Origin of the sequence: Azospirillum formosense (assembly GCF_013340925.1) — a bacterium.
In the GTDB taxonomy this organism is placed as follows: Bacteria; Pseudomonadota; Alphaproteobacteria; order Azospirillales; family Azospirillaceae; genus Azospirillum; species Azospirillum formosense.
Genome location: NZ_WHOR01000258.1, coordinates 1 through 8,309 on the forward strand (window position 1 = coordinate 1; position 8,309 = coordinate 8,309).

The following is an 8,309-nucleotide window of genomic DNA, read 5'->3' on the forward strand; positions in this document are numbered from 1 at the left end:
CCCTGGGAGGACATCGCCCCGCCCCCACCACCCGCCGCCCGCGCGCCGCGCGGCCCGGACGGCCGGTGGCGCGTCTGCACGATCGGCGCGGTCGGCATCCAGAAAGGCTACGAGATCCTGCTGGCCTGCGCCCGCGACGCCGCCGCGCGCGGCCTGCCGCTGGAGTTCGTGGTCGTCGGCTTCAGCGAGGAGGACCCGCCGCTGTTCGAGACGGGGCACGGCTTCGTCACCGGACGCTTTATGGAGGAGGAGGCGGTCGCCCTGGTGCGGGCGCAACGGGCCGACATCGCCTTCCTGCCGTCGATTTCACCGGAAACCTGGTGCTATGCCCTATCCACCGCCTGGAAAGCCGGGCTGGAGGTGATGGCCTTCGACTTGGGAGCGCTGTCCGAACGCGTCCGGGAGAAGGGAGGCGGCTATCTGCTGCCACTGTTGCTGGACCCTGCGACAATCAACGACACGCTTCTGGGTGTTCTTGACGCTCATACGCCGCATGGCGTAGCAATCGGACGGTCCGTTTCCTTTCGGCCTAATTACAGGCTAGACGGCCCAGCGGCGGATTCGGATGGTCCGAACCTTCGCTGTTCAACCTTTCAGTCCCGTGGGGGGTCGTCGATGTCCGGTAGCGTTGCGTCCGCAGAAGCCCATCCGTCCAATCAGATCAAGGCGACGGCCCAGACCCTGGCGCTCGTGCCCGGCTTCTACTCCCTGCTCGTCACGAGCGGCGGCGGAGCGACGGCTGCTGGCGACTTCCCGCTGCCCAGCGTCCAGCTCGCGGCCGCCCCCGGCAACCATCCCGATGCCGCCATCGAGATGATCGGCAGTGTGGCCGGAAACTGGCTGAGCAAGCCGGGCGACACCATCATCATCAAGGTGTCGGGCGCCCCCGCAACCGTGGTGCTGTCCTCCTACAAGCATGTCGACCGCCCGAACGCCCTCCTGTCGCTCCAGTTCGCCCGCATCGACGACACCACGGGGACGGCGTCGCCGAGCAAGGGCGTGCCGACCCACAGCGCGCCGGTTCAGGCGTCGCCCCCGGCGGTCCGCCCCCGCGCCGAGATTCTGGCCCATGTGCAGCGCCAGGGCGATCTGCGCTTCTCCGACTCCAACTGGGCCGGCGCCGTCGGGCAGCGGCTGTGGATCGAAGCCTTCTCGATCACCCCGGTCGAGGGCATCGCACCGGAGGATCTGGAGTACAAGGGCCTGACCGCGAACGGCTGGGAGACCCCCTGGATCAGCGGCGGCGGCATGTGCGGCAGCCGTGGCCTGGGCACGCCGTTGATCGGCTTCTCGATCCGCCTGCGCGGCGCCGCGGCCGAGCGCTTCGAGTGCGTCTATGAGGGCGCCTTCGTCAGCGGCTACCGCTCGCCCGCCGGCCAGAACGGCAGCCCCTGCCGCTCCGACGCGATCGGCGACGCTCTGGAAGGCGTCCTGCTGCGCTTCGTCGAGAAGCAGCGCCCCTACTGATCCGGAGCGGCTCCAGACCGATGCCCATCAAGACCGTGCTCAATGTCGGCTGCGGTCAGCGCGCCATCTCGATCCTCGGCGGCTCCCTGCCGGAGGAAGGGTGGCGGGAACTGCGCCTCGACATCGATCCGAAGGTCGATCCGGACATCGTCGCCTCGATGACGGACATGGCCCTCGTGCCCGACGGTTCGGTGGACGCGGTCTGGTCCTCCCACAATCTGGAGCATCTCGACCCGCAAGATGTGCCGGTGGCCCTGCGGGAGTTCCTGCGCGTGCTGAAGCCGGGCGGCATGCTCCTGCTGACCGTGCCCGACCTGCAGGCGGTGGCGAAGCTGGTGGCCGAGGACCGGCTGGACGAAGCGCTCTATGAGTCCAGGCAGGGCCCGATCCGGCCGCTGGACGTCGTCTACGGTTACGGTCCGGCGCTTGCCGCGGGAAACCGTTTCATGGCCCACCGCACCGGCTTCACCCCCAATCTGCTGGGACGTCTGTTGCAGGAGACGGGGTTCGAGCCGGTGGCGATCTGGCGGCGGTCGCAGGCGTACGAATTGCAGGTCAAGGCCTTCCGCCCGCCCGCACCGGCCGAGGCGCTGGAGGAGCTTGGCGCCTTCCTGCGCTCATCTGCGGGCTGACCTTCCCGGACAATGCTCATCCAGGCCCGCGGCGGATGGCGGGCCTTCCTTGCGGAATCGGCGGTACGCGATGAACTACCTCTTCGTCCATCAGAACTTTCCGGGCCAGTACCAGCACATCGCCCAGCATCTGGCGGCCCAGCCGGGCAACCGGGTGGTCTTCATCTCGCACAGCAGCCAGGCGCAGATCCCCGGCGTGGAGCGCGCGGTCTACCAGCCTTTCCGGACATCGAAGTCGACAACCCACCATTACATCCAGGAACTGGAACTGGCGGTCGTCTACGGGCAGAGCGTCTACGAGGTCTGCCGCCGCCTGAAGGCCGAAGGGTTCCGCCCCGACATCATGATCGGGCACAACGGCTGGGGCGAGACGCTGTACATGAAGGACGTCTGGCCGGACGTGCCCCTGCTCGCCTATTTCGAATTCTTCTATCACCTGCACGGGGCCGACATCGGCTTCGATCCCGCGGCGCCGGTTACCGAGAACGACGGTCCGCGGGTGCGCACCAAGAACGTCATCAACACGCTGGGTTTCGAGGCCGCCGACTGGGGCCAGACCCCGACCGGCTGGCAGTGGTCGCTCTATCCCGACTACATGCGGTCCCGCATCAGCGTGATCCACGAGGGCGTGGACACCACCATCGTCCGGCCGGACCCCGACGCCTGGCTGCGCCTGCCGTCGGGCCTGACGCTCACCCCCAAGGACGAGGTCATCACCTACGTCGCCCGCAACCTGGAGCCCTACCGCGGCTTCCATGTCTTCATGCGCGCCCTGCCGGGCATCCTGAAACGGCGGCCCAAGGCCCATGTGCTGATCGTCGGCGGTGACGAGGTCAGCTATGGCCAGATCGCCGCCGATGGACGGAGCTACCGCGACATCCTGATGGCCGAAGTCGGGGAGGGCATCGACCGGAACCGCGTGCATTTCCTGGGCAAGCTTCCCTACGGCACCTACCTGTCGGTGCTCCGCGTCTCGTCGGCCCACGTCTACCTGACCTACCCCTTCGTCCTGTCCTGGTCCTTCCTGGAGGCCATGGCGTCGGGCTGCCTGGTGATCGGCTCCGCCACCATTCCGGTGGAGGAGGTGCTGCGCGACCGGCAGAACGGGCTTCTGGTGGACTTCTTCGACGGCGCGGCCCTGGCCGACCGCATCGACGAGGTGTTCGAGCATCCCGACCGGATGCAGACCCTGCGCGACCGGGCGCGTCGGACGGCGGTGGATCATTACGACCTCCGCACCGTCACCCTGCCCCGCCACCTCGCCCTGATCGACGACCTGATCGCCGGACGGAACCCCGCAGAGAGGACCTCGAAATGAGCGCGTGGAGCGACGGCTACAACGCCGACATCGCCTACACCCATGGTGCCTACCGCGAGCTGTCGCCTGGTTACCTGTCCTACGTCTGCCTGCTGAACGGCGTCCGCCCGCCGCGCACCGACCGGCCCTTCCGCTATTGCGAGCTGGGCTGCGGCCAGGGAATGACCCTGAACATCCTGGCGGCGACCCACCCCCACGGCCGCTTCACCGGCATCGACTTCAACCCGCTGCACGTCGCCGGAGCGCGCCGGCTCGCCGAAGAGGCGGAACTGGCCAACGTCGCCTTCCATGAGCGCAGCTTCCAGGAGGTGGCCGCCGGCGGGCTGCCGGCGGAGGAGGTGGGCGAGGGGTTCGACTTCGTCGTCCTGCACGGCGTCTACAGCTGGGTCAGCCCGGAGAACCGCCAAGCGGTGGTGGACATCCTGGAGAAGACGCTGAAACCCGGCGGGCTGGTCTTCGTCAGCTACAACGCCATGCCGGGCTGGGCGCCCCTTCTGCCCCTGCAGAAGCTGATGCTGGCGCACGCCGCGGCCAATCCCGCCCGCAGCGACCGCCAGTTCGATGCCGCGCTCGGCTTCATCAACCGGCTGAGCGAGGCCGGCGCCGGCTATTTCGCCGCCAACCCCACCGCCGGGCAGCATCTCGCCACGATGGCGGGACAGGACCGCCGCTATCTGACCCACGAATACCTGAACACCCATTGGGAGCCGCTGGGCCACGCCCAGGTGGCGCAGGATCTGGCGCGTGCGAAGCTGGGCTACGCCTGCTCCGCCAACATCCCGCACAACTTCGACGAGCTGTCGGTGCGCCCGGATCTGCGGCCCCTTCTGGCGGAGATCGCCGACCCGACCCTGGCGGAGACGGTGCGCGACTTCGCCATGAACCAGGTGTTCCGCCGCGACATCTTCGTCCGCGGCCTGGACCGGTTGCCCGCCGCGGAAACCGCGGGGGAACTCCGCCGGCTCCGCTTCACCCTGACGGTCCCGCGCGAGAAGGCCGGGCTGGCGGTGCCGGTGCCGCTGGGCGAGCTGCGTCACGACCCGGGGCTCGGCCTGCCGATCCTCGATGCGCTCGCCGCGGGCACTCCGACCCTTGGGGAGATCGAAGCGTTGCCGGAGATGGCCCGGCACGACTTCGGCACGATTTCCCGCTTCGTGGCGCTTCTGGCCTCGGCCAACCAAGCCCATCCCCTGGCGCAGCCTGCGGAGGAGGGGCGACGGGCCGCCGGGCGGCTGAACCGGGCGATCGCCCGGCGCATGCTCGTCGACGAAAGCCTGGTCTTCCTGGCCGCGCCCACGGTCGGGCTCGGGGTCGGGGCCGACGTCCTGGAACGCCTTGTCCTGGCCGGCCTCCTGACCGGGCAACCGATGGATGTCCAGCCGCTCGGCGGCTTCGTGGCGGACGCGCTGCGGGCACTCGGGGGCGCCGTCTTCGCGGAGGACGGTTCCCCCATCTCCGATCCCGAAGCCATGCGCCCCCTGGTCGCCACAAAGCTGGCCGCCCTGCTGCCGCAGAAGCTGCCCTTGTGGCAGAGGCTCGGCCTCCTGTGACGGGCGGTTCGTGACGGAGGACGACGCCGATGAAGACGGCTGTGGCGCCCTCCGCCACAGCCGTCGTATGGTTCGTCTGCTTTCCGCCTCCCAGGAACCGACTGTCCAGGAACCGAAGATGAGCCAGTCCGCCGCCGACCGCGTCCGCGAAGCCCTGCTTGAGACGTCCCGGAACTTCGCGGCCTTCGCCGAGCAGGCCGAGCGGATCGAGACCGCCGCCGGGCTGATGATCGACGGGCTGAAGAGTGGCGGCAAGGTGCTGTTCTGCGGCAACGGCGGTTCCGCCGCCGACTCCCAGCACCTGGCGGCGGAGCTGACCGGGCGTTATCTGCGCGACCGCGCGCCCCTGGCGGCGGTGGCCCTGACGGTGGACACCTCCGCGCTGACGGCCATCGCCAACGACTATTCCTATGACGAGGTCTTCTCCCGGCAGGTCCGCGGCCTCGGCCGCGCCGGGGACGTTCTGGTCGGCATCTCGACCAGCGGCAACAGCCGCAACGTCGTCGCCGCTCTGGAGGCCGCCCGCGCGCTCGGCATGCGCACCATCGGCCTGACCGGCGCCGCCGGCGGGCGGATGAAGGATCTGTGCGACGTCTGTCTGTGCGTTCCGTCCACCGACACCCCGCGCATCCAGGAAATGCACATCGCCGCCGGCCACATGCTGTGCGAACTGGTCGAGAACGCCTTTCTTCAATGACCCGTCAATGACGGGCGCCTGATGGGCGGCGCCCCGGTCATACGGACGAAGCCTTCAACCGCTCCGCCACCTCGTCGGCGATGGCGAGGCAGGAGGTCAGACCCGGCGATTCCATGCCGAACAGGTTGACCAGCCCCGACATCCCGTGCGTTTCCGGTCCCTGGATCAGGAAGTCGGCCTGCGGCTGGCCGGGGCCGCTCAGCTTCGGGCGGACACCGGAATAGGCGGGCACCAGCGCGCCGTCGGGCAGATCCGGCCAGTAGCGCCGCACCTCGCCGTAGAAGGCGTCGGCACGCTGCGGGTCGACCCGGTAGTCGAGCCGGTCGTAACCGGTGGGGTCCAGCCACTCCACATCCGGGCCGAAGCGGGCCTGCCCAGCCAGATCCAGCGTCAGGTGGACGCCCAGACCGCCCTCCACCGGCACCGGGTAGACCAGCCGCGCGAAGGGCGAACGCCCCTGCCCCAGCGCGTAGTAGTTGCCCTTGGCCAGCACCCGCGGCGGCACATGCTCCGCCGGGAAGCCCTCAAGCCCGCGGGCCACGCCCCAAGCGCCGAGCCCGGCGGCGTTGACCAGCGCGCCGCAGGCGATGCGCATCGGCTCCGCCCCGCCAACCTTGAGCACGAAGCCGTCCGCTCCGCGGTGGGCGCGTTCCAGCGGGCTGAGGAAGGCCAGCATGGCGCCCGCCGCCTCCGCGTCGCCCCGCAGGGCCAGCATCAACCCGTGGCTGTCGATGATGCCGGTGGACGGTGACAGCAGCGCCCCGACGCAGCGCAGGTTGGGCTCCAGCGCCATGGCCTCGGACGCGGAAAGCACGGCGAGGTCACCCACCCCGTTGGCGGTGGCCTGGGCGTGGATGGCCGCCAGCCGGGGCAACTGGGCCTCCTCGGTGGCGACGATCAGCTTGCCGATGCGGCTGTGCTCCACCCCATGCGCCGCGCAATAGGCGTAGAGCGCGTCCCGCCCGGTCACGCACAGGCGCGCCCGCAGGCTGCCGGTCGGGTAATAGATGCCCGCGTGGATGACTTCGGAGTTGCGCGAGCTGGTGCCGGTGCCGATGGCGTCCGCCGCCTCCAGAACCACCACCTCCCGCCCGGCGCGGGCCAGCCGCCGGGCCACCGCCAGCCCGATCACCCCGGCCCCGGCCACCACGCAATCCACCCGCTCCATCGTTTCTCTCCAGTCCTTCCAAAGGGCTAGCCGCCGCCAACAAGGCCGCAAAAGCGGCCGTTTGCGCAAGAGGGATGGGAGAGGCCGCGCCCGGATGGACCACTCCCCTTCGGCTTGCCGTTCCGTAAGAGACGTCCGGACGGATAGGCCTGGTTCGCAAAAGATCATCCAGCGGATTCACTTCAACGACTGCGTTACATCTCGTAAAAACAAAAATAACCCACATGAAAAATAAAATCCTAATGCCTTAACGTCTTCACCCCAAGAGCTGATTTGGTCGTTATCTCATTAGGAATCATTGAAGACGCACCACCCATTTCTGAACTGAAGAGCTGTTTTCGCGAACACTCCTCTTTTATTCAGAAGGTGGCAGCGATGAGCACACCGGATTACACGTTCCCCGTATCGGCGATCGGGGGGAGCGGGCGTATTGAAATCGATTCATTGCTTTCCGGATACAAATGGGGTCAAGGGAGCAACCCCGGCGACGGGGTTTCGCTGACCTACTCCTTCGGTGTCGCCGGCCTCTCGGCCTATCGGGACGGCTATCTCACTCCGGACCCGGGCAGCGTCTGGACCCTCTCCGGAACCGCCCAGGCCGCGATCCGCCAAGCGATCGGCACCTGGTCGGCGGTGGCGAACATTACCTGCACCGAGGTCGCCGACAGCGCCCTGTCCTGCGGCGACATCCGTTTCGGCGGCAGCGCCTCCCCAGCGACCGCCTACACGGTCATGCCGGTGGCCAATCTGCCGGAAGGCGGCGACATCTGGTTCGGCACCCTCTTCTCCAACCCGTCCCTATCCTGGGCGCCGGGCTCCTACGCTTACCAGACTATCGTCCACGAGATCGGGCATTCCCTGGGCCTGAAGCATCTGCACGAGAGCGCCGGAGATTTCCCGGCCGCCCCCACCGGCATCGACGCCCAGCTCTTCAGCACGATGAGCTACCGGTCCTTCGTCGGGTCGCCTCCGGAACTGGGCTACTGGCAGGACCGCTTCCCCAATACCCCCATGGTCAACGACATCGCGGCCATCCAGTATCTGTACGGTGCCAACATGTCCACCAACGCCGGGGACACCGTCTATTCCTGGCAACCGGGGCAGGCCATCTTCGAAACCATCTGGGACGGCGGCGGCAACGACACCATCAGTTGGGCCAATCAGACCACGAACGCCCGGATCGATCTGCGCCCCGGCTCCTACAGCGACCTGGGGCCGGCCTGGATCTCCGGCTTCTACATGGAATCCCGGACGCTCGGGATCGCCTACAATTGCTGGATCGAGAACGCCATCGGCGGATCGGGGAACGACATCCTGATCGGCAACGAGCGGGACAACGCGCTTTACGGGGGGGGCGGCAACGACACCTGGCTCTTATAAACAACTTACGCTGCCGACGAACTGATCTGGGGAGAAGTTGGAGGTGGGCGCATTAGCACTAAAAAAAGAACATGTCGGAGTGAGAGAAGTGTGATGG

7 protein-coding genes are annotated in these 8,309 nt (G+C 68.0%); 6 read left to right on the forward strand and 1 reads right to left on the reverse strand.

Annotation, left to right across the window (positions count from 1 at the left end):
* The 5 genes from GBZ26_RS23925 to gmhA form a co-directional block, all read left to right on the forward strand.
* The coding region (locus tag GBZ26_RS23925; protein WP_425599361.1) for a glycosyltransferase at positions 1–1,467 on the forward strand (1,467 nt) is incomplete at its 5' end.
* Positions 1,468–1,487: 20 nt separating this feature from the next.
* Positions 1,488–2,099 carry a methyltransferase domain-containing protein gene (locus GBZ26_RS23930; protein ID WP_174440998.1) on the forward strand — a complete coding sequence of 204 codons (612 nt, stop codon included), beginning with the start codon at positions 1,488–1,490 and terminating at the stop codon, positions 2,097–2,099.
* A gap of 70 nt (positions 2,100–2,169) precedes the next feature.
* Positions 2,170–3,417, forward strand: a complete 1,248-nt coding sequence (locus GBZ26_RS23935; RefSeq protein ID WP_174440999.1) for a glycosyltransferase family 4 protein — start codon at positions 2,170–2,172, stop codon at positions 3,415–3,417.
* Entirely contained in the window at positions 3,414–4,967 is a 1,554-nt protein-coding gene (locus GBZ26_RS23940) for a class I SAM-dependent methyltransferase (RefSeq protein ID WP_174441000.1), read from the forward strand. Before GBZ26_RS23935 ends, GBZ26_RS23940 begins: the two co-directional genes overlap by 4 nt.
* A 118-nt stretch (positions 4,968–5,085) precedes the next feature.
* The gene (gmhA, locus tag GBZ26_RS23945) at positions 5,086–5,664 is read left to right on the forward strand and encodes a D-sedoheptulose 7-phosphate isomerase (protein ID WP_174441001.1); all 579 of its coding nucleotides are present in this window, start codon (positions 5,086–5,088) and stop codon (positions 5,662–5,664) included.
* 37 nt (positions 5,665–5,701) lie between these two features.
* On the opposite strand, the gene GBZ26_RS23950 is transcribed toward gmhA, so the two are convergent.
* Positions 5,702–6,832 carry an NAD(P)/FAD-dependent oxidoreductase gene (locus GBZ26_RS23950; RefSeq protein ID WP_174441002.1) on the reverse strand — a complete coding sequence of 377 codons (1,131 nt, stop codon included), beginning with the start codon at positions 6,830–6,832 and terminating at the stop codon, positions 5,702–5,704.
* A gap of 444 nt (positions 6,833–7,276) precedes the next feature.
* Here GBZ26_RS23950 and GBZ26_RS23955 point away from each other — a divergent pair, with 444 nt between their 5' ends.
* Positions 7,277–8,212, forward strand: coding sequence for a M10 family metallopeptidase (locus tag GBZ26_RS23955; protein ID WP_247884889.1), 936 nt, complete (start codon positions 7,277–7,279; stop codon positions 8,210–8,212).
* Positions 8,213–8,309: the final 97 nt, after the last annotated feature.

What these genes read in the sequence shown, in the direction of transcription:
- GBZ26_RS23930 (WP_174440998.1), top strand. Translation starts at nt 1,488, where the DNA reads ATGCCCATCAAGACCGTGCTCAATGTCGGCTGCGGTCAGCGCGCCATC.
- GBZ26_RS23940 (WP_174441000.1), top strand. Translation starts at nt 3,414, where the DNA reads ATGAGCGCGTGGAGCGACGGCTACAACGCCGACATCGCCTACACCCAT.
- GBZ26_RS23935 (WP_174440999.1), top strand. Translation starts at nt 2,170, where the DNA reads ATGAACTACCTCTTCGTCCATCAGAACTTTCCGGGCCAGTACCAGCAC.
- gmhA (WP_174441001.1), top strand. Translation starts at nt 5,086, where the DNA reads ATGAGCCAGTCCGCCGCCGACCGCGTCCGCGAAGCCCTGCTTGAGACG.
- GBZ26_RS23950 (WP_174441002.1), bottom strand. Translation starts at nt 6,832, where the DNA reads ATGGAGCGGGTGGATTGCGTGGTGGCCGGGGCCGGGGTGATCGGGCTG.